The organism is Veillonella dispar (assembly GCF_937975875.1).
Classification (GTDB): Bacteria; Bacillota; Negativicutes; order Veillonellales; family Veillonellaceae; genus Veillonella; species Veillonella dispar_B.
Genome location: NZ_CALJSP010000142.1, coordinates 1 through 20,004 on the forward strand (window position 1 = coordinate 1; position 20,004 = coordinate 20,004).

General features: G+C 38.2%; 17 protein-coding genes. 15 read left to right on the plus strand and 2 right to left on the minus strand.

Features of this window, described 5'->3' with window-relative positions; all coding sequences use genetic code 11:
• Positions 1-170: 170 nt before the first annotated feature.
• A complete protein-coding gene (locus Q7P05_RS06815) occupies positions 171-1,766 on the minus strand; it encodes a peptide chain release factor 3 (protein WP_060924805.1) in 1,596 nt (531 codons plus the stop codon).
• Positions 1,767-1,942: 176 nt separating this feature from the next.
• Here Q7P05_RS06815 and Q7P05_RS06820 point away from each other — a divergent pair, with 176 nt between their 5' ends.
• Positions 1,943-4,252 (plus strand): DNA topoisomerase 3, encoded by a 2,310-nt coding sequence (locus Q7P05_RS06820; RefSeq protein WP_303931292.1) that lies wholly within the window; start codon positions 1,943-1,945, stop codon positions 4,250-4,252.
• A 39-nt stretch (positions 4,253-4,291) separates the two neighbouring features.
• On the opposite strand, the gene Q7P05_RS06825 is transcribed toward Q7P05_RS06820, so the two are convergent.
• The gene (locus Q7P05_RS06825) at positions 4,292-5,590 is read right to left on the minus strand and encodes a DEAD/DEAH box helicase (protein WP_303931293.1); all 1,299 of its coding nucleotides are present in this window, start codon (positions 5,588-5,590) and stop codon (positions 4,292-4,294) included.
• A gap of 543 nt (positions 5,591-6,133) precedes the next feature.
• On the opposite strand from Q7P05_RS06825, the gene Q7P05_RS06830 reads away from it, so the two are divergent.
• From Q7P05_RS06830 to Q7P05_RS06895, 14 genes are all read left to right on the plus strand, one after another.
• Positions 6,134-6,367: a FeoA family protein gene (locus Q7P05_RS06830; RefSeq protein ID WP_227720811.1), complete on the plus strand. Its 234-nt coding sequence runs from the start codon at positions 6,134-6,136 to the stop codon at positions 6,365-6,367.
• Positions 6,368-6,376: 9 nt separating this feature from the next.
• Positions 6,377-8,749, plus strand: coding sequence for a ferrous iron transport protein B (gene feoB, locus Q7P05_RS06835; RefSeq protein ID WP_227720810.1), 2,373 nt, complete (start codon positions 6,377-6,379; stop codon positions 8,747-8,749).
• Positions 8,750-8,980: 231 nt separating this feature from the next.
• Positions 8,981-9,187 (plus strand): FeoB-associated Cys-rich membrane protein, encoded by a 207-nt coding sequence (locus Q7P05_RS06840; protein ID WP_227720809.1) that lies wholly within the window; start codon positions 8,981-8,983, stop codon positions 9,185-9,187.
• Between the two features lie 104 nt (positions 9,188-9,291).
• A complete protein-coding gene (locus Q7P05_RS06845; RefSeq protein WP_004697111.1) occupies positions 9,292-9,552 on the plus strand; it encodes a DUF6110 family protein in 261 nt (86 codons plus the stop codon).
• 16 nt (positions 9,553-9,568) lie between these two features.
• Positions 9,569-11,707, plus strand: coding sequence for a heavy metal translocating P-type ATPase (locus tag Q7P05_RS06850; RefSeq protein ID WP_295869042.1), 2,139 nt, complete (start codon positions 9,569-9,571; stop codon positions 11,705-11,707).
• A gap of 115 nt (positions 11,708-11,822) precedes the next feature.
• Complete coding sequence (locus Q7P05_RS06855) at positions 11,823-12,227, plus strand: hypothetical protein (RefSeq protein WP_295869040.1); 405 nt, start codon at positions 11,823-11,825, stop codon at positions 12,225-12,227.
• Positions 12,220-13,062: a hypothetical protein gene (locus Q7P05_RS06860; protein WP_295869039.1), complete on the plus strand. Its 843-nt coding sequence runs from the start codon at positions 12,220-12,222 to the stop codon at positions 13,060-13,062. The genes Q7P05_RS06855 and Q7P05_RS06860 overlap by 8 nt, the downstream gene beginning before the upstream one ends.
• A 49-nt stretch (positions 13,063-13,111) precedes the next feature.
• Complete coding sequence (locus tag Q7P05_RS06865; protein WP_295869038.1) at positions 13,112-13,903, plus strand: ECF transporter S component; 792 nt, start codon at positions 13,112-13,114, stop codon at positions 13,901-13,903.
• 67 nt (positions 13,904-13,970) lie between these two features.
• Complete coding sequence (gene scfA, locus Q7P05_RS06870) at positions 13,971-14,114, plus strand: six-cysteine ranthipeptide SCIFF (protein ID WP_004693318.1); 144 nt, start codon at positions 13,971-13,973, stop codon at positions 14,112-14,114.
• Between the two features lie 166 nt (positions 14,115-14,280).
• A complete protein-coding gene (scfB, locus tag Q7P05_RS06875) occupies positions 14,281-15,690 on the plus strand; it encodes a thioether cross-link-forming SCIFF peptide maturase (RefSeq protein WP_295867512.1) in 1,410 nt (469 codons plus the stop codon).
• A 35-nt stretch (positions 15,691-15,725) separates the two neighbouring features.
• Complete coding sequence (gene hypF / locus Q7P05_RS06880) at positions 15,726-18,005, plus strand: carbamoyltransferase HypF (protein ID WP_295867509.1); 2,280 nt, start codon at positions 15,726-15,728, stop codon at positions 18,003-18,005.
• A 143-nt stretch (positions 18,006-18,148) separates the two neighbouring features.
• Positions 18,149-18,400 (plus strand): HypC/HybG/HupF family hydrogenase formation chaperone, encoded by a 252-nt coding sequence (locus Q7P05_RS06885; RefSeq protein ID WP_005387071.1) that lies wholly within the window; start codon positions 18,149-18,151, stop codon positions 18,398-18,400.
• Positions 18,360-19,478 (plus strand): hydrogenase formation protein HypD, encoded by a 1,119-nt coding sequence (gene hypD, locus Q7P05_RS06890; protein ID WP_295867506.1) that lies wholly within the window; start codon positions 18,360-18,362, stop codon positions 19,476-19,478. The genes Q7P05_RS06885 and hypD overlap by 41 nt, the downstream gene beginning before the upstream one ends.
• A 1-nt stretch (position 19,479) precedes the next feature.
• On the plus strand, positions 19,480-20,004 hold a 525-nt coding region (locus tag Q7P05_RS06895), incomplete at its 3' end, for an AIR synthase related protein (RefSeq protein WP_303931300.1).

Sequence of the window (20,004 nt, forward strand, 5' to 3'; positions counted from 1 at the left end):
TATTTCTAATTTTTATATATTGAGAAATATATTCCAGTTGTGATTATCTGAGGATTTATAGTGTGCTTAACTATTGAGGTTTGCAGTTAAGCCGCTGTCTGCTACATAGTACATCTCGCATTTAGAAGTGCGAAGTATAGATTTAGAAAGATAAGCTATAAATACCAATACTATAGTTCGTGATGAAGTTTTGGGGTTGTTAAGAAAGTAACATCAGGATTACGCTCTTGAACCCAACCCATTTGCCATTCATTAGAGATAAGAACTACCGTACGATCGCGATTATCCTTAACAATCATCGCATTATCTACACCTTTTAAAGACGCAATATCTACTTCACCATCAATCCAACGAGCAACACTGTATGGCAATGTATTATTTAATAAATCAACACCATATTCATTTTTTAAACGGTATTCTAAAACTTCAAATTGAAGCATACCTACGGCACCAACTACGAAGGAGTCGAGGGCACCTGGTTGTTCAAAGATTTGAACTGCACCTTCTTGAGCCAATTGTGTCATGCCTTTTTGGAATTGCTTACGTTTCATCGTATCTTTTGGAGATACGCGGGCGAAGAATTCTGGTGGGAACACAGGGAAGTCACCAAATGTTACCTTGTGTTTTTGTGCACATAGTGTATCGCCTACGCCCATTGTGCCAGCATCAAAGACACCGATAATATCACCAGGATATGCATCTTCTACGATGGTACGTTCGGTAGCCAAGAATTGTTGAGGCTGAGACAAGCGAATCGTTTTGTTAGATTGGCGATGCAATACGGACATACCCTTTTCGAATTTACCAGAGCAGATACGCATAAATACGATGCGGTCATGGTGATTAGGGTCCATATTCGCTTGAATTTTAAATACTAAAGCGGAGAAGTCTTCGCTCGTAGGTTGCACCATTTCTTCCACGGCTTGTCGTGGAGCAGGGGATGGAGCTAGTTCTAAGAATTTTTCTAAGAATGGTTTTACCCCAAAGTTAGTCATAGCAGAACCGAAGAACATAGGTGTTAATTCGCCTGCACGAACCTTATCAAAATCGAATGGATCGCCAGCAACGTCTAATAATTCAATATCATCAAGCAATGCTTGGTATACGTCATCACCTAATAATTCTTTCATGCGAGGATCCGTTAAAGCACCTTTTTCAGAGGCTAACTTTTCTTGACCATGTGTTTCGTCTTTTGCGAATAGCTCGATAGTTTCGTGCTCTCTATCGTATACGCCTTTGTATTCACCGTTGATACCAATTGGCCAGTTCATAGGGCATGTACGAATGCCAAGAACGTTCTCGATTTCTTCCATCAAGTCAAATGGGCTGCGACCGAAATGGTCAATTTTGTTTACAAAGGTAAAGATAGGGATACCGCGTTCTTTAGATACGGCAAATAGTTTTTTCGTTTGCGCTTCGACACCTTTTGCTACGTCAATCAACATGACAGCACTATCTGCAGCCATTAAGGTACGATATGTATCTTCAGAAAAGTCCTGGTGACCAGGGGTGTCTAGGATGTTGACGCGACAACCATCATAGTCAAATTGCAACACAGAACTTGTTACGGAGATACCACGTTGCTTTTCGATTTCCATCCAGTCAGATACGGCGTGTTTTGCTGTTTTACGAGATTTAACGGACCCCGCTAAATGGATAGCACCACCATATAAAAGTAATTTTTCTGTTAATGTAGTTTTACCCGCATCCGGGTGAGATATGATAGCAAACGTACGACGACGTTGCACTTCTTCTAAAAATGTCATAGTTCACCTCTATTGTTTCGTTTGTAAAAGCCTTGTCTTATTATATAACTTTCACATCATTCATATCTTTAAAATTATACATGATTTTGGTAGTTATGACCACTAAATTGTAGTATAATGAGATTTCAAAGAGCGGCTTGGGGAATAGCCGTTATTTTATGTTAAGGAGGGGGACCATGCGGTTATTTATTGCGGAAAAGCCATCCATGGCTCGCGAAATTAGTAAATGCTTGCCAGAAAATAAGAATATCCAAAAACGGAATGGCTATTTTATCCAAGGTGATGATGTGGTGACTTGGGTTGTAGGGCACGTATTACATCAAGCAGAACCTGGTGATTACGATGATAAATATATCCGCTGGCGCCCTCAAGATTTACCTATTGTGCCTGATGAGTGGAAATTACTCGTTACGGATAGTAGTCGTCAACAGTTTGAGACTGTAAAAGAATTAATCGGTAAAGCGGACATTATCGTCAACGCAGGTGACCCGGACAGGGAAGGTCAATTGTTGGTTGATGAAGTATTATATTATGTAGGAAATACAAAACCTGTACAACGTATCTTGCTAAATGCATTGGACGAAAAATCTGTTCGTGCCGCATTAAATGATCTACGGGATAATAAAGACTTTCACAATCTATATCAATCTGCATTGGCTAGAGCACGTGCAGACTGGCTTATTGGCATGAATTTATCTCGTGCCTATACATTGTCTGAACGTTATAAAGGTAATAAAGTAACATTACCTATCGGTCGTGTTAAGACTCCAACATTAGCCCTTGTTGTGCGCAGAGAGCGAGAACTAGCCGCATTTAAACCAATAGATTATTTCACACTAAAGGTTTTATATAATCATCCAAATGGTGTATTCTGGGCTACGTGGCAGCCTACAGACGAACAAAAGGGGCTTGACCCAGATGGACGTCTTATTAATAAAGCCATAGCCGATGAATTAGTAGAGCGCTTACAGGCGGGGTCAGATGGAGTTATTAAAGCTGTTACAAAATCTAAAAAGAAAGATGTACAGCGTTTACCATTGTCTCTATCATCTTTGCAGGTATTAGCTGGTAAAGCTTTTTCCTATGATCCGCAAACTGTACTTGATACAGCACAGAAACTATATGAAAAGAAATTGACTACATACCCTCGTTCTGATTGTGAATATTTACCACCAAATCAATATGGTGACCGCAATGCAATTCTCAATAATTTACAGAATGCAGGAGATGAAAGACTAGCACAGTGGGCTACTGATGCAGACCGCTCCATTAAGAGCCGCGCTTGGAATGAAAAGAAGATTACAGCCCATCATGCTATAATTCCTACGACCGTAGCTTGTAATATAAATAGTTTGTCCCGTGAGGAACGCAATATTTACTTCCTCATTAGTCAGGCCTATATTGCTCAGTTTTATGGCGAACATATTTATGAGCAAACTAAAATCGTCGTGGAGCAATGCAAAGAAGAGTTTGTTGCCAATGGCCGTGTAGTTATAGACGAAGGATGGAAATTACTTTATAAACGACAAAAGTCTAAATCTGTGACAGATAATGATGAACCTGATTTAACTGATGAACGTGGTGCAGAAACAGACTCTAAAAAAGAGGCTATTGAAGAAACAGATCATTTGCCTGCGGTTAAGAAAAATGATTCTGTGCTTTACACGGATTCCTCTGTAGAGGCGAAGCAAACTAAGCCGCCTTCTCGCTTTACACCGTCTACGTTGTTACAAGCGATGAAGGAAATTCACAAGTTTGTAAAAAATGAAGACTTGAAAAAGCAATTAAAGGCTGTATCTGGTATTGGTACAGAGGCGACTCGTGCCAATATTATTGACGAACTTATCAGTCGTGGCTTTATGAAAACATCTGGTAAGAAGCAAGTTCTATCACCTACGGAAACAGGCTATCTTTTGGTAGATGCGTTGCCTGATGAATTGTTATATCCTGATGAAACGGCTGTTTGGGAAGAACGTTTAGCCCTCATGAGCGAAGGTGAGGATACCTTAGATTCCTTCTTATCTGATCAAGTTAAGTTTTTACAGTTGTTAATTGATAAGCTTGGCTTTGATAAACAGGTAAATTCTGGTCAAATGATGCCAAATGTAGTTCGCACGATAACGAATCAAAATCGTAAACGACCTATGGATAATGAAAATGTAGACTTATCTACTTTGCCTATATGTCCGAAATGTAATAAGGGACGTATGCAACAGCGTAATGGTAAATATGGTGCTTTTTTAGGTTGTACCAATTATCCAACTTGTAAACATACACAACCAATCGATGGAGAGACTTCAACTGGTGAAAGTAATATCACTCTATCTGAAGAAGAAAAGAAATATAAATGCCCACGATGTAAAGAAGGTTATTTTGTTAAACAAGAGGCGAGAGGCCGAATTAACTGGGTTTGCAGCAATCGATCTCAATGTAAGACACAATGTTCTGATGTAAATGGCATGCCAAGTATTTATGCGAATAAATAAAAAAGACGCGTACAGATTAATCTGTACGCGTCTTTAGTTTTATCTGCGTTTACCACGACGTCCAGTTTGAGAAGTAGAAGTGCGGCGTTGGCGTGTATTAGCACCTTTGTGGCCACGAGCTTTATGAGCTTTAGCCTTTGTAGATTGATAGGAACTTGTTATCTTAGGTTTGCTAGCAGATTTTGCACGTTTTGGCGCAGCACTTGCATTACCTTTAGTCTTAATTTGTCCATCTTTAGTGTATTTAGTAAGCGTTGCTTGGATGGCGCGTTCAATACGTCGTAGCCAAGATTCATCCTGTGGTGTGGCAAATGTAACAGCTACACCGGAATTGCCCGCACGACCAGTACGGCCAATACGATGGATATAGTAATCTACGTCGCGTGGTACGTCGTAGTTATAAACATGTGTAATGCCTTCAATATCGATACCGCGAGCTGCAATATCTGTTGCTACTAAGATTTGTGTCTTAGCTTTTGCAAAATCGCGTAATATTTGAGTGCGGCGACCTTGTGTTAAATCGCCATGCATTTCAGCAATATTTAGACCTGCAGCAGTTAACTCATAGGATAAGCGGACTGCACCTTCACGTTTATTACAGAAAACAATGGCCAAGAATGGATTGTCTTCTTCAATCATTTTGATGAGGCGTTCTGTTTTTTCTTCTGGATTCATCATGTATACACGTTGATCAATAGATTCTAATGTAACATGCTTACCTTCTGCTGTTACAGAGGCTGGTTTTGACATATAGGCTTTTGCAAGGTTTCTAATCTTATCTGGGATTGTTGCAGAGAATAGTAAAAGTTGTCTATTAGCATCTGTTTGGCTGATGAGATTTTCAATATCCGGTAAGAACCCCATGTGGAGCATTTGATCGGCTTCATCGAGTACGACACGACGAATACAATCTAGGTGAAGTGAACCACGCTTAGCATGATCTAATAGACGGCCAGGCGTACCTAAGATAACTTGAGGGCGACGTCCTAATTGTTGTAGCTGTGCTTCAATCGTTTTGCCACCGATAAGAGGGAGGATATCCACATTTAAAATGGTACCTATTTCTTTTGCTTCGTCAGAAATTTGTTTTACTAGTTCTCGCGTAGGTGCAATGATAAGTACTTGTTCTTGATGCACATCTGTGTGCACCCGTTGAAGAATAGGTAATAAGAAGGCTAATGTTTTGCCTGTGCCTGTTTGAGCTTTTGCTATGACATCATTCCCTTTGAAAACTACAGGAATGGCTTGTTCTTGAATTGGAGTGGGCTCCTTGATACCTTGTTTTTGAAGGGCTTGAATGAGTTCATCGCAAACACCTAGAGATTTAAAAGATTTCATGGATCGTCCTTTCTATAATACATATTATATTAATTATACCTTATGCATATAGTAGGGGCAAATAAAATGAATTGTTATTTATAGTGATTATTATTAGATGGGAAATTAAGTTGTAATAAAGAAAGCGTATGTTGGTATATTTAAATGATAATATATTGAAAAATAACGAAATATATGTATGTTTATGAGAATAAAAAACATTAAAGTATTCATATTTAAATAAAAATTTAATATTTAATTGAGAATGATTAAATTATTAATAATGATAATCTTAGTAGTACTTCTTATTTGGTGAAGCAATTATGATTTGTATTGGTTCATAAAAAGCTATACTCTACAGGGTTTGTTTTGATTAATGATAAAATAATTCTCATATTTAATATGAGAAAAAAATATATATATGAGATAGAAAATTACCATAAAAATGATAATAATTGTTGAAATTAATGATTTCTTTGATATAATAATTTAAGATATTAATACGCATTATTATTTGGTGTGTTTAATATGAGGTTGTTAGGTACAATAATTAGGAGGTGTCGTATGGCTATCAAAAAGTTAAAAGACATGAAACCAGGTGAGTCTGGTCTTATTGTTGCTCTACATGGCAGTGGCAATGTTAAACATCGTCTAATTGACATGGGCCTTGTTAAAGGTACAAAAATTCATGTTATGAAGTTTGCCCCTTTGGGTGATCCAGTAGAAGTTAAAGTTAAAAACTTTGAATTAGCACTTCGTACAAGCGAAGCTGGCATGATTGATGTAGAGGTTCAATAGGAGGTTCACATGGCAGAAAATGGGCAAATTCGCATTGCCTTAGCAGGTAACCCTAACTGTGGTAAAACTACAATGTTTAACAATATCACAGGGGCGAAGCAACACGTTGGTAACTATGCCGGCGTTACAGTAGAAAAAAAGGAAGGCCATACGAAATTTGATGGCCATGAGTTATTGTTTATTGACTTACCAGGTACATATAGCTTAACTGCACGTTCCTTGGATGAGTTAGTAGCGCGTAATGTTATCGTAAATGATAACCCAGATGTAATCGTTAACGTTCTTGATGCATCTAACTTGGAACGTAACTTATATTTAGCAGCACAATTATTGGAACTTGAAAAGCCAATGGTTATTGCTCTAAACATGGCTGACGTTGCTGAAGAAATGGGCATCAAATACGACCTAAAAAAAATGGCAGAAATGACAGGGGCTACAATTGTTAGCACAGTAGGTCGTACAAACATTGGTACAAAAGACTTGTTAGCAGCAACAATTAGTGTAGCTGCTTCTCAAAAAGCTCCTGGTGTAACAATTAACTATGGTGATTTGTTAGAAGGCAAAATTAGTGAGCTTGTAGAATTGCTAAAACAAGCAGGCACTGTTACATATCCACTTCGTTGGATTGCTGTTAAGTTGTTAGAAAAAGATGCTGACGTTATTGGCAAAGTTATGCGCTTTGATAATACGGAAGCTGTTATTCAAAAGGCTGAAGCGATTCGTGAAGAAATTAAAGATCAAGTTGATCTTGATATTGTCTTCCAAGAATATCGTCACCGCTTTGCAGTAGAAGTATATAATACATGTTTAACACAAGCGCCAACTCAATTGGAAACACGCTCTGACCGTTATGACAAAATCTTAACGCATCGAATTTGGGGCTTACCAATCTTCATGGTTGTTATGTACTTATTGTTTGCGTTCGTTAACTTCGTTGGTGGTATTCCTCAAGGTTGGATCGAGGATGGTTTCGCTGCATTACAAGCTTATGCGGTTCAGACTATTCCAGAGGGCCAATTACAGTCACTCGTATCTGATGGTATTATTGCCGGCGTAGGTGCCGTACTATCTTTCTTACCATTAATTCTTTTGCTATTCCTTGGTATTTCCTTCTTGGAAGATACTGGTTATATGGCTCGTGCAGCCTTCGTTATTGACCGTGTAATGCGCGCTTGTGGTTTGCATGGTAAATCCTTTATTCCGTTGCTTTTAGGTTTCGGTTGTTCCGTACCATCTGTAATGGGCGCTCGTATCCTTGATAATTATAAGGATCGAATGGTTACTATCTTAATTACACCATTCATGAGTTGTTCTGCACGCTTGCCAGTGTATATTTTATTTGCAAATGCGTTCTTCCCAAATGGTTGGGATAGTACTTTAGTTGTATTCTCTGTATACTTCTTGGGTATCATCTTTGGTATTATCTTTGCAAAAATCTTCCGTAAGTTCTTATTTGCTGGTGAAGCTGAACCATTTGTAATGGAATTACCTCCATATCACTTGCCTACATTAAAAGCTACATGGATGCACATGTATGAACGTGCTAAATTGTACATCATTAAAGCCGGTACTTTCATTATGGCTGCTTCCATCTTGATTTGGTTCATCACTGCATATCCAATGGATGTAGAATACTCCAAAGATTATGATGCAGTGAAAGAACAAGTTGCACAAGAGTATGAAGTAAAAGATGCTGCTACATTAGCTCAATTTGGTATCACTACAGATGATCAAAAAGAGGCAGTAGATAAAATTGTAGAAGATATGAAATCTACTGTAAAAGATGCTGAAGATGCTGCTAAGAACGCAGGAGAAGATGAACCTGAAGTAGCAGTAGAGGATGATTCTGAAGCACCTGAATTATTCAATGATATTAAAGATGAAAATAAAGACTTGTTCCCAGCAGCATGGGCAATGTATAAAAACAGTGCTAACTTAGATGCTGAAAATGACAAACTTGATAAAGAACAAGCTTCTGAAAAAATTGAACAATCCTATGCAGCATCCTTTGGTAAAGCTATCAACCCAGTGCTAGAACCATTGGGGTTTGATTGGAAAATGGGCCTATCATTAGTAGCTGGTTTGGCGGCTAAAGAGGTTGTTATCTCAACGTTAGGTACTGTCTATGCTGTTGGTGGTGATGATCAAAATCCAGCTCCATTGACTGATTACCTACAAAATGATCCAAGCTTCTCACCATTGATTGCATTAACAATGATGTTGTTCGTATTAATTTACCCACCTTGTTTGGCAACATTAGCCGTTATCAAACGTGAAACAGGTTCTTGGAAATGGGTTGCATTCATGTTCTTCTATGAAAATACATTTGCTTGGATTGCATGTTTCATCTTCTATAACATAGGTCGCGCATTAGGTTTCTAATCTAGAATCGCTAAATAGGAGAGTTTAGCCACTTTTAGATACTTTGAACAAAAATGAATAGAAAAAATGCGATTTTGTTATAAGTAATTTAAAAATAATACTTGATAATTATCAATATTCGTGGTTAAATGATAATGAGAAAAGGGAAATATCCTTTAGATATTGCTTTTATCTTATTTATCACTAAGACACATATTGTAATTTAGTAGATATTGAGAAAGAGGCATAATAATGGATAATCTTGTTATAGGACTCATAGTTGTATTAGCAATAGCTTATATCGGCAATAAATTTTACAAACAAATGTCTGGTAAAGGTGGCTGCGGCTGTGGTGGCGGTGGCTCCAATTCTAGCTCTAAGAAATCTTCTGGTTGCGGTGGTAACTGTAGCTGCGATGGTTCCAACAAGGCACTAGGCATTAAACGTACAGCTAAGTAAGCTAATACGAATTCTGATTTTGAAAGAGGGGTCTCTATAATGGCTCCTCTTTTCAAATATAGTAATTAAATTTTTTATCATATTTAGTAGAAAGGAATATTATCATGTTCAACATCGATCAAAAAAATCTTAAAAACGCTAACTTATTCGCAGCAGGTCTTGCATTGGGTACTGTAGGTCTTAAAGTTTTAACTTCTAAAGACGCTAAAAAAGTATATGCTGGTATCGTAGCAGCTGGCCTTCGCGCTAAAGAAACTGTATTAGAAACAGCTGAAAAAGTACAAGCATCCGCATCTGATGTATTGGCAGAAGCTCAAGAAATCAACGAAGCACGCAACGAAGAAATCTTTGAAGAAAACAAATAATTAGAGGATTGCACATATGTTACAATTTTCTGTAGTAAAAAAACTCAGAAATCGCTTGCATGTTAAGGTTACAGGTCATCGTTTTACAGAGGCTGAAGCAGCTTATGTAGAGGATACATTGCTCCTTAATGATGCAATTGTAGATGTAACCTTCTACACTCGCAGCAATCAAGTTGCCATTAAACATACTGGCGATGTTGATGCTGTGCGTGATGCAGTTCTCGGTCTACGCGATTTAGATTTGTCTGAAGCTCCTGCTTTAAACGAATATTCTCCTCGCTTGGTAAATAAAAAATACCGTGAAATGATGATCAACCGCACTGCACTTTACTTAGGTAAAAAAGCAGTGTTGCCGGCGCCTATTGCAGCTGCATGGGCTTGGTTTGATGGTATTAAATTTATCGGTAAAGCGATTAAAACATTGTGGCAACGTAAGTTAACTGTCGAAGTACTTGATGGTGTAGCTATTGGTGCTGCATTACTTCAAAAAGACTACCCTACAGCTGGCGCTGTTATGTACCTATTAGGTATTGGCGATATCTTAGAAGAATGGACTCATCGTAAATCCGTATTGAATCTTGCTCAAAGCATGTCCTTGAATGTAGATAAAGTATGGGTATTAGTTGATGACATTGAAGTGAGCAAGCCAGTTAACGAAGTTGTGGCAGGTGATAAAATCATTATTCGCCAAGGCGAAGTGATTCCATTGGATGGCGTCGTTATCGATGGTGTTGTTCTTGTTAATGAAAGCTCCATGACTGGTGAACCAGAAGCGGTTCGTCGCGATCAAGACAGTTCTGTATATGCAGGTACTGTTGTTGAAGACGGTAAAGCTATTGTAGAAGTACGTAGCACATCCAAAACATCTCGTTACGAAAAAATCGTTAACCTTATCGAAGAGTCTGAACAAATGAAATCCGGTATGGAACAACAAGCATACCGCATGGCTGATAAATTAGTTCCAATAAGCTTTATTGGTGCTGGTTTAACATACTTGTTGACTCGTAATGTGATGAAAGCATTGTCTTTCGTAATGGTTGACTTCTCTTGTGCTCTTAAATTATCCATTCCATTGGCAGTACTTTCCGCTATGCAAGAAGCATCTAAACGCGGTATCACTGTTAAAGGTGGTAAATTCTTAGAACAAATTGCACAAGCAGATATGATTGTATTCGATAAAACAGGTACTCTTACAAAAGCAGAACCTGAGTTTGAACAAATCATTCCATTTAATGGTCATGATGCAGATGAAATGTTAAAATTGGCTGCATGTATTGAGGAACATTTCCCTCATTCCATGGCAAAAGCAATTGTACGTGCTGCTAAGGATCATTCCTTGCCTCACAAGGAAATGCACTCCGACGTAGAATACGTTGTAGCTCATGGTATTGCATCTAAAGTAGGCCGCTACCGTGTACGCATTGGTAGTGCTCACTACATCTTTGATGATGAAAAAACAAAGATTCCTGCAGATGAACAAGAAAAGTTTAATAATTTACCAAATTCATCTTCCCATATTTACCTCGCTATTGGAGGTACACTAGCAGCGGTTATTTGTATTAAAGACCCTGTTCGTGAGGAAGCAAAACAAGTTATAGCTGATTTACATACATTGGGCATTAAAAAGGTTGTCATGATGACTGGCGACTCCAAACGTAATGCACAACGTGTAGCTGACGAACTCGGCATCGATGAATTGCATGCTGAAGTATTGCCAGAAGATAAAGCGGCTTATGTAAAACAAGCAAAAGCTGAAGGCTATACTGTTATGATGGTAGGGGATGGTATTAACGATTCCCCAGCAATTTCTGAAGCACATGTTGGTATCGCTATGAATGAAGGCGCACCAATCGCTCAAAAAATTGCAAATGTTACTATTTCTTCCGATCATCTACAAGCTCTTGTAGATTTACGCCGCATTTCTATGGCATTGATGAAACGCATCAAAGCAAATTACAATGGTATCGTTGGTTTCAATGGTGCTCTTGTAGGTGGTGGCGTACTCGGTATTATGCCGCCAAGCCAAACAGCATGGTTGCATAATCTATTCACATTGGGTATCGGCTTAGAAAGCATGACTCCATTGTTGAAGAAAGAAGAACAAAAGGAAACTGTTCCTACAATTGATGTAACAGCTGACTCTGTAGTGGCTTAATTAAAAACCTCCGTATAAGGTATTCATTTACCTGTATGGAGGTTTTTCTTTTTTGATGACATTTATCTATGATTATTGTAAAATACAAAGAGATTACATATCATAGGAGATCTTTATGAACACATTAATAGATATTTGTAAAAGATCCATCTACTTGAATATATTTATCGTAGTAATTCCTATTATTGCGTATATGATTCATAATGGATCGAGTGCGACAGTAGCACTTGCATGGTATTTGCTCTTATCGTTAATAATGCCTTGGGCATATTTATCGTTTAAAAGTAGTACCTTTGGCGATGGTAAATCGATTAGCCGTATTGCCTATGTTATAAGTTGGATTATAATTCACGGTATTAGCTATAAAGGTATTTTTCTCGGTATAGATTTATCCATGTTATGGAGCTGGCCAACAGTTGGTCGAGATGTAGCTTTCTTAGTAGCTATGTATATTGGTGTTACTATTAGCTTGATTTTGGCATACGGTCTTACTCGTTTAGTAGGAGGCCGTAATGAATAAGAATTTTTGGTTATTTACAATTGTCTGTGCATTATTTGTAAGTGCTGTAACGACAGTTCTTTCTTTGAGTGAAGCGCTAGCTTTACCAATTTTAGTATTCCCCGTGTTGTCCCTCGTAATACCTCTTATGGTACGAAGACTTAAGAATGCTAAATTTAATGACGATTTACCATTGAGTATGGGATATCATGCGTATAGTTGGGCTTGGTGGACTGTATTTTCATTTCTTCATACGCCCTTTAGCTTTACTGCAGATAATGGAATTGTAACAGCGTTACTTCTCTTCGTGGTGTATTTTATAGTTCAAGTACTTATTGAACTCTGTGGGTTGCTAGCTACTAAGTTTTTCAATCGAAATCATCGATGGGGAATGGTAGATGAAGCACTCGATATAATTGGATATACTATTCCAATTCCGTTCTTATATATTGGTTCGCTTCTCTATATTGATCTACAAGATCCCATGGTTTATTTCATGTATGCGTCATCTATGAATGTAAATATACTCTTTGCAGAATTGGTGTCATTACTTATATCCTTATTGGTATTCGTATTCTATTTATACCCAAGAGAAATAGCCTATAAAGGTATACGATTATTTCGTATTGTTTTAACTGCTGGTTTATGGCTCGCTATGAATGCGCATATTTTATATGGTGGTTATATTCCAGAGTTTGTTTTATCTTTAGTTCCCACCGTTTTTCCAACGTATCAAGGTAATCCACTAGTGTTTGTTACCCCAACTTTGTTAGAAGCTGGTATGACAGGTGTAGCAGTGATTATAGGTGCATTGGTAGAGCGTGGTATTATTTCACGACGCCGTGAACGTATTTAATTTCTAGTTTCGACTTATATCCGTAAGGAATGAGAACGAAGGAGGATTTATGAACAACAATGAACGTCTAGTGGATGATAACTCAACTGTATCAATCCAAGGCAATGAAACGACTAACTCCGTTGAACGTAAAAAGGTTAAAAAAGAGAAAAAGAGTGGTATTACTATTCGTGAGCTTACCATTATTGGTTTGTTGGCGGGGATTACAATCGCATTAGGTGTATCTGGATATGGGATTATTCCATTGGGGCCTCTTAATGTGACAACTCTACATGTACCGACTTTGATCGGTGCTATTGTAGAGGGACCTAAGGTAGGTGCTTTTGTAGGCTTTATCTTTGGTTGCTATAGCTTGTGGCAAAATATTACAGCTCCAAACATTTTGTCTCCACTATTTATTAATCCAATCATTTCTGTGTTACCACGTATACTTTTCCCTGTATTAGCATATTTAGTATACTTATTATTGTGGAAAGCACCTCAAGGCCCACGCATTCTTGTATCTGCATTTATGGGTACTGTATTCCATACAATTATGGTTATGGGACTTATCTTCTTGCTTTACGCAGATATGTTTGCTATTAAAATGAACCTAAGCCCAGATCAAGTATTAGGTTCTATTGTATTCTTATCTGTTACGCATGGTATTCCAGAAGCTGTTTTTGCAGCTGTTATCGTTACTCCAGTTGCATTGGCATTACGTAAGGTATTGCGTAAGGATACTCCTAAGAAAGAAAAAACTGATGCTGTTACAAGCGCTGCAACAACAGTAGGAGCGGATGCAAATAAAACTACAGAAGTTAATAAAATAAAATCTGTAGAAGAAAACATAACTAAATAGTATTTTACAGGCTTTTCATAAATATGATAAAATAAATATCATTCGATAAGTATTGAGGAGGATAACCATGGCTAAACGTATTCGTACTATCAACACTGAATCCTTGCAAAAAACTGCTAAAACTGGCGGTTGTGGGGAATGTCAAACATCTTGCCAATCTGCTTGCAAAACAAGCTGCACAGTTGGTAACCAAGTTTGCAAACAAAAATAATAAAGAGGCTCGCTTAGCGGGCCTTTTTTATTTATGTGTATAATACATACTTTATATGGTATATCTTTATGACTCTTTTCATAACGTTTAGCGTGGAAATGTGGTACAATTATCTAGAAAGTTCTATATAGTAGAACTTTTACCATACATATTAATTGGAGGTACCATGTTAGAATTAAAACCAATGATCCATAAGTTTCGGATGAAGGATAACTATTACTGCTTAGATGTTAATAGTGGTATTATTCACGTTATCGACGAACTCATTGATAGAGTTCTTGACATATATGATGGCACTAATCGCGATGCAGTACATGCTGCATTAGATGCTAAAGAAGATGCAGTAGAACTTGATGAGATTATGGATGAGTTAGATGAGCTCATTAAAGCAGAGCAATTGTTTGCTCCGATGAGTACAGAGTTTAAACTTGTAGTAGGTGAAAAACCTATTGTTAAGGCATTATGCTTAAATATTGCTCATGATTGTAATTTAGCATGTAAATACTGTTTTGCCAGCCAAGGTGATTACGGCGGTGTAAAACGTGAATTAATGAGTTTTGATGTGGCGAAGCGTGCAGTGGACTTCCTCATTAAAATGAGCGGCCCTCGTCAACATTGTGAAATAGACTTCTTTGGTGGAGAACCTTTATTGAACTGGGATGTTGTTAAACAAACAGTTGAATATATTGAATCCATTCAAGAAAAGCACAATAAGATTTTCAAGCTTACATTGACTACAAACGGCATGCTCTTAACACAAGATAAAATCGACTATGTAAACGAACATAAGATGAGCCTTGTATTATCTTTGGATGGTCGTGAATCTGTACATAATGCGATGCGCCCTGTAGCTGGTAGTGGTGCTGAATCTTATAAATATATTGCTAAAAATCTTATCAATGCTGTAAAACAACGCCATGGCCTTGAATACTACGTACGTGGTACGTATACACATAAAAATTTAGACTTTACAAAAGACGTTATGGCTATGTCTGATCTTGGTTTCGAACATTTATCCATGGAGCCTGTAGTAGGTGAAGAAGGAGACTATGTACTTCGTGAAGAAGATTGGCCAGTTCTTGAAAAAGAATATGAAAAATTAGCAGATATTTACCTACAACGTCAATTGGAAGGTTGGGGCGAGAAGTTTAATTTCTTCCACTTCCGTATGGATTTATATCGTGGCCCATGTATGGCAAAACGCCTTCGCGGTTGTGGGGCAGGTCATGAATATATGGCAGTCGTACCTAATGGCGATATTTACCCATGTCACCAATTCGTAGGTAAAGATGGATATGTGCTTGGCAATGTATATGATGGTTTACAAAATACAGAAATTCCTAAAGATTTTCGTAATACACATGTATTTTCTAAACCAACTTGTGCTGAATGTTGGGCGAAATTCTTCTGTTCCGGTGGCTGTCATGCTAACAACATTACATTAGGTGGCGATTTAGAAACACCTTATGAATTTGGTTGCCGTTTACAAAAGAAACGTATTGAATGTGCTATTATGATTCAAGCCGAGCTAGAACAAGCTGGCATTGATGGCAGTATTCCTGTAGCATTAGGTTAATAGCCATTAATTCTCCGTCTATAGTAGGAGCTTATATGAAACAAAATAGTAATCAAACTATAGAACGCTGGGGAATTCGTTATACCGGTATAGTTCAAGGGGTCGGATTCCGGCCCCTTGTTTCTATGTGGGCACATTCCCTAGGGTTAACTGGTTTTGTTTATAATGATAGCCAAGGTGTTTACGTTGAGGTACAAGGTTGTGTTGGTGATTTACAGCTATTTTTAGATGCTATTCAAGATGACCGACCTAGACTGTGCCGTATTACAAGTCAAACAGTAGAACATCTAACTATAAAAAATAATGAAGTTGAGTTTTCTGTGGAGCCATCTCCTTTAGGGGAAGCAGTTAGCACCTTTATTAGTGCCGATACAGCGCCATGTGCTGATTGTCTTAAAGAACTACAACAGGACAAGCGTAGAAAAGAATATCCTTTTATTAATTGTACAAATTGTGGCCCACGATATACGATTATTAAATCTCTTCCCTATGATCGTGAACGAACGACGATGGACGAGTTTCCCATGTGTGAAGCTTGTAAGGCTGAATACGAAGATATAGAGGGGCGCCGTTATCGTGCTGAACCAAATGCTTGTGTTCAATGTGGTCCTTATTATACTTTATATAAACCTAATCGTACGGTTGTAGATACTGTAAATATATGGAATACTACCCGTGAATTAATCAATGAAGGTAGTATTATTGCTATAAAAGGGATAGGTGGCTACCACCTAGTTTGTGATGCTCGAAATGATGCGGCGGTCCAACGCTTGCGTAAGCGTAAGAATCGACCACATAAACCGTTAGCAATTATGGTAGGGTCCCTAGATACGGCAATTGAGCTTGTCCATCTTAGTGATGAAGAACTTGATGTTTTGACGGGAATGGAACGTCCTATTGTATTATTAAAAAGAAATCACGATAGCTTAGTCCATTTGAGTTCCCATGTAGCGCCAGATAATCATATGCTTGGCGTAATGTTACCATATACACCGATGCATGAGGTGCTATTGCCATCAGATGCGGCGTGGGTTATGACGAGTGGTAACCGTAGTGGTGATCCCGTTTTATATGATGATGATCAAGCATTTGAAGAGTTAGGGGCCGTTGCTGATTATTTCTTGGTTCACAATCGGCAAATTTATGCACCTCTCGATGACTCTGTTGTAACTGTTATTAATAATAAACCTAGATTTATTCGTCGTAGTCGTGGCTATGTACCAGAACCTATTCATTGTGAAATTTCAGGACAAAGTCCGATATTAGCTATGGGTAGTGATTTGAAAAATGCCTTTGCTGTGAATAAAGGTTCTGAAGTCCTTGTAGGACCGCATATTGGTGATCTACAAAATGCGTCTACTCATACAACTTTGGAGTGGACCATTGACCGATATGAGAAATTATTTTCTATACAACCAGAGAAAATAATTGTAGATAGTCATCCTCAATTTTTCTCTTCTCACTTAGGGGAGCGTATTGGTAAAAGTTCACAGATTTCTGTAATACCTATTCAACATCATCATGCTCATATTGCATCAGTAATGGCAGAACACAATCTAGAAGGTCCAGTTCTTGGTATTGCCATGGATGGAACAGGATATGGCCCAGATGGTAGCGTATGGGGCGGTGAATTTCTCCTTTGTAAAGGCAACCAATATCAACGATTAGCTCATATCCATGAAGCACCGTTACCAGGCGGAGAAAAAGCGGTTTCTGAGCCATGGCGTCAAGCCTTGTGGTATATCAGAAATTATTATGGTAATGATATTCCACCTGTCTACCAAGATTGGATGAAAAGGCTACCTAAAGGTTGGGAAATATTAGATAAAGCATTACAATCTACAATGCCTATGATTCAAGCAACGAGCTGTGGACGTTTATTTGATGCAGTAGGTTCTCTTTTAGGACTAGGTATGATTCATACCTATGATGCGCAAATTGCTATTGCATTAGAATCTTTATGTGGTGATGAAAAAGGCACATTGCTTGATTATAACTATAACGGGCGAATTCTTGATTTTACACCAACTGTTCAATCTATTATGGATGGTGTTTTTAAAGGTGAGTCTAGAGCGCATCTTGCAGCATCATTCCATAAAACTGTTGCCATTGCATTATGTGAAACTTCAGCGGATTTAATGGAGCGATATAACATTAGTGATGCGGCCATATCAGGCGGTGTATTTCAAAATCGCAAATTAGTAGAGTTAATATATCGCGCTTGGCATGTAGGCAATTTATATATGAATGAAGCTGTCCCTTCTAATGATGGGGGCTTAGCACTCGGCCAATTATGGATTGGTAATCAGAAATAGTTATATACTCTTGTAGCTAGTATCACTTAATAATTACTATTATTGTGATAAAATGATATTAGAAATATTTATATATAATGAGTTTGCTTACATAAGAGTAGACTCATAGAATTTGTTATTAAAGTAATATATAAGGAGATATTATGTGCTTAGCTGTACCAGCACAGTTAGTAGCTGTGAATGATGTTATTGGCACTGTTGAATTAACAGGCGCCACCCGTGACTGCAGCTTACTCCTCGTACCAGAGGCAAAGGTAGGGGACTGGTTGTTAGTCCATGCAGGTTTTGCTGTACAAATTGTTGATGAAGAAGAGGCACAAAAAACATTAGAGGCCTTTAAGGAGCTAGAAGAACTTGAAGAAGCTTACTTTGCAGGAAAAGCAGAACAGTGCTGATGCATTGTTAAAACGTATCAATGCTCTTCATAAGCCAGGAGAAACCGTAAGACTTATGGAAGTTTGTGGTACACATACTGTATCGATTTTCCGTGAAGGTCTTCGTCAGTTATTGCCAAGTGGCATTGAACTTGTTAGTGGACCCGGATGTCCTGTATGTGTAACAGATCAAACGTATATGGATAAGGCTTTGGCTTATGCTGAACGTGATGATGTTATTATTGCAACCTTTGGGGATATGTTAAAGGTGCCAGGTAGTTATAGCAGTCTTAGTGAAGCTCAAACAAAGGGTGCCCATATCCATGTAATTTATACCCCTTTAGAAGTGGTAGAACTTAGTAAGAAATACCCGGAAAAGAAAATCGTATTTTTAGCTATCGGCTTTGAAACGACTATTGCCGTTATTTGTGCAACTGTAAAAGCCGTTCATGCAGCAGGATTGAAGAATGTTTTCTTCCTTGTATCTCATAAATTAGTGCCTCCTGCATTGCGAGCTTTATTAGATAAACAAGAAGGTCATATTGATGGTTTTATTTTGCCGGGCCATGTGAGTGTTATTATCGGAGAAGAACCATACCGATTCTTACCTGAAGAATATCACATACCGTCTTGTATTGCTGGCTTTGATGGACTTGAGATTTTATCTGCTATAGCAAATATTTTAGAGCAACGTAAAACCGGTAATTTTGTGGTGGGTAATACCTATCATTCTGTAGTTATGCAGAAGGGGAATCCGGTAGCGCAAGCGATGATCAAAGAAGTATATGATGTATGTGATGATGCGTGGCGTGGTATCGGTGTTATTCCAAACTCTGGCTTAAGATTAAAGGATGCATATGCAGCCTATGATGTGGAACGTGCATTACCTATCCAGCTTGAAAAGCCTTCTCTTGATCCAAAAGGGTGCCAATGTGGTCGTGTATTGCAAGGGCTTATTAAGCCAAGTGAATGTCCATTATTTGGTAAAAGCTGTACTGCTGACCACCCTGTTGGTGCTTGCATGGTATCTGTAGAAGGTAGTTGTGCAGCGTGGTATAAATACGGTTATTCCAGTGGTGGATCGACGTGGGAGGATTAATATGGAACGAGTTCGCTTAGTCCATGGGAATGGCGGTCGATTTAGTCATGAATTGACCGAGCGTTTTATTTTGAAATACTTTACAAATGATTTATTGGCTCCTTTACATGATGGTGCTCAATTTCCCGTTACAGCAGGACGTATGGCGTTTTCTACAGATTCCTATGTAGTACAACCAACGTTTTTCCCTGGCGGTAATATTGGTAAATTAGCTGTCTGTGGTACTGTGAATGATTTAGCCATGAATGGTGCTATTCCACAATATTTGAGTTGTGGACTTATCTTAGAAGAAGGATTGGCTTTTGATGAGCTAGATGAAATTCTTCATACTATGTCGGATATGGCTAAAGCTGCAAATGTACAAATTGTTACAGGAGACACTAAGGTTGTTAAAAAGGGCGAGGTAGATAAAATCTACATAAATACAGCGGGGATTGGCATGATTCCGGAGGGGATTGATATTGGTCCGCATCGTGTGAAAGCGGGAATGGATATTATTTTATCTGGTGCTATTGGCGATCATTCT

Coding starts and splice junctions, on each gene's coding strand:
- Q7P05_RS06815 (WP_060924805.1), bottom strand. CDS start 1,766: ATGACATTTTTAGAAGAAGTGCAACGTCGTCGTACGTTTGCTATCATA.
- Q7P05_RS06820 (WP_303931292.1), top strand. CDS start 1,943: ATGCGGTTATTTATTGCGGAAAAGCCATCCATGGCTCGCGAAATTAGT.
- Q7P05_RS06825 (WP_303931293.1), bottom strand. CDS start 5,590: ATGAAATCTTTTAAATCTCTAGGTGTTTGCGATGAACTCATTCAAGCC.
- Q7P05_RS06830 (WP_227720811.1), top strand. CDS start 6,134: ATGGCTATCAAAAAGTTAAAAGACATGAAACCAGGTGAGTCTGGTCTT.
- feoB (WP_227720810.1), top strand. CDS start 6,377: ATGGCAGAAAATGGGCAAATTCGCATTGCCTTAGCAGGTAACCCTAAC.
- Q7P05_RS06840 (WP_227720809.1), top strand. CDS start 8,981: ATGGATAATCTTGTTATAGGACTCATAGTTGTATTAGCAATAGCTTAT.
- Q7P05_RS06845 (WP_004697111.1), top strand. CDS start 9,292: ATGTTCAACATCGATCAAAAAAATCTTAAAAACGCTAACTTATTCGCA.
- Q7P05_RS06850 (WP_295869042.1), top strand. CDS start 9,569: ATGTTACAATTTTCTGTAGTAAAAAAACTCAGAAATCGCTTGCATGTT.
- Q7P05_RS06855 (WP_295869040.1), top strand. CDS start 11,823: ATGAACACATTAATAGATATTTGTAAAAGATCCATCTACTTGAATATA.
- Q7P05_RS06860 (WP_295869039.1), top strand. CDS start 12,220: ATGAATAAGAATTTTTGGTTATTTACAATTGTCTGTGCATTATTTGTA.
- Q7P05_RS06865 (WP_295869038.1), top strand. CDS start 13,112: ATGAACAACAATGAACGTCTAGTGGATGATAACTCAACTGTATCAATC.
- scfA (WP_004693318.1), top strand. CDS start 13,971: ATGGCTAAACGTATTCGTACTATCAACACTGAATCCTTGCAAAAAACT.
- scfB (WP_295867512.1), top strand. CDS start 14,281: ATGTTAGAATTAAAACCAATGATCCATAAGTTTCGGATGAAGGATAAC.
- hypF (WP_295867509.1), top strand. CDS start 15,726: ATGAAACAAAATAGTAATCAAACTATAGAACGCTGGGGAATTCGTTAT.
- Q7P05_RS06885 (WP_005387071.1), top strand. CDS start 18,149: ATGTGCTTAGCTGTACCAGCACAGTTAGTAGCTGTGAATGATGTTATT.